The following is a 1496-nucleotide window of genomic DNA, read 5'->3' on the forward strand; positions in this document are numbered from 1 at the left end:
CACGGCAGCTGTAGATGCGGTCGTGTGACGCGTCGGTGCTGGCCAGCTGGGTGATGGGGCGCCTGCGGGCATGAGTACGGCCACCGTGATCATGGCGGTTTGTGAAGACTCGTCAGAACCAGGTGGCCGTGGAGGCCACGATAGCCGAGCAGGAATGGACGACGGCGCTCGGGGGCGTGACGGCGCAGACCTCCGACTGCTTCGAACGCAGCGAGCCCCGCTCGCTGATGCGGGAGATGTGCGAGGCGATGCTGATGGAGCTGGACACCCGCAACTGCTGGACCCTGGCCGAGGCACTTGGCCACCGCGGCCCGCATCGGCTGCAGCACTTCCTGTCCCGTGCCGTCGTCGACCACGACCGGGCCCGCGACCGCATCGCCGCCTGGACGGCCGGGGAACTCGCCGACCCCGACGCGGTGTTGATCGTGGACGAGACCGGGGACGAGAAGTCCTCCACTGACTGCGTCGGGGCGGCCCACCAGTACTCCGGGGCCCTGGGCCAGGTCGGCCTGTGCCAGGTCGCCGTCCACCTCACCTACGCCTCCCGGCACGGCCACGCCCCGATCGACCGGACCCTGTATCTGGGGGCGGAGTGGGCCGCCGACGAAGAACGCCGCCTGCTCACCGGCGTCCCCGAGGAGATCGAGTTCGCCACCAAGCCGCAGCTCGCCGCAGCCATGCTGCAGCGGACCCGCGATCTGGGCATCCAGGCCCGATGGCTGGCCGGCGACGAGGTCTACGGCAGCAAGGCCCTGCGACAGGCGGCCCGCAGGCTCGGCTTCGACTATGCCCTGACCGTCCGCGCCGACCATCGCGTGGACACAGGCGCCGGACGCTTGACCGTCACCGAGATCGCCGCCCGCGTCCCGCAGCGGAACTGGATGCGGATGCGCACCGGTCACGGCCTGAAGGGCGACCGGCACTACGACTGGGCGATGCTCGACATCAACGGCGACGACACCCCCGACGGGCAGGCGCCGGGCCACTCGGTGGTCCTGGTCCGCCGCCACCGCTACACCCGCGAACTCTCCTTCTACCGCTGCCACTCCGCCACCCCCGTCACCCTGGCCGCTCTCGTGGACGTGGTGTGCTGCAGGTGGAAGGTCGAGGAGGACTTCCAGACCGCCAAGGGGATCTGCGGCCTGGACCAGGGTCAGACCACCTGCTGGAACTCCTGGATGCGCTGGACCCTGATCAGCATGCTCGCCACTGCCGTCCTGGCCATCACCCGTACCCGCACCACGGCCGCCACCACCGCCCCGGCCACGGACCACCGGCTCGCCCCGCCCAGCGTCCGCGAACTCCTCCGCCTCCTGCGGATCACCGCTCTACCCCGGCCCCGACGCGACCTCGACCATCTCCTGCACTGGTCCGCCTGGAGACGCCACCACCAACACCAGGCCGCCGAAGCCCACCGCCGCTGGAACAACATCACCGCCGCCACAACCGCCTGACCAGCAACGATGCCCTACCGATCAAGAACTACAGCTGCCGTG

General features: G+C 70.3%; 1 protein-coding gene. It reads left to right on the forward strand.

Annotated elements, in window-relative coordinates; all coding sequences use genetic code 11:
- Positions 1 to 101 precede the first annotated feature (101 nt).
- A complete protein-coding gene (locus ABZV38_RS40420) occupies positions 102 to 1454 on the forward strand; it encodes an IS701 family transposase (protein ID WP_356333958.1) in 1353 nt (450 codons plus the stop codon).
- The last annotated feature ends 42 nt before the right edge of the window (positions 1455 to 1496 follow it).

This window comes from Streptomyces sp. NPDC005181 (assembly GCF_040608395.1).
In the GTDB taxonomy this organism is placed as follows: Bacteria; Actinomycetota; Actinomycetes; order Streptomycetales; family Streptomycetaceae; genus Streptomyces.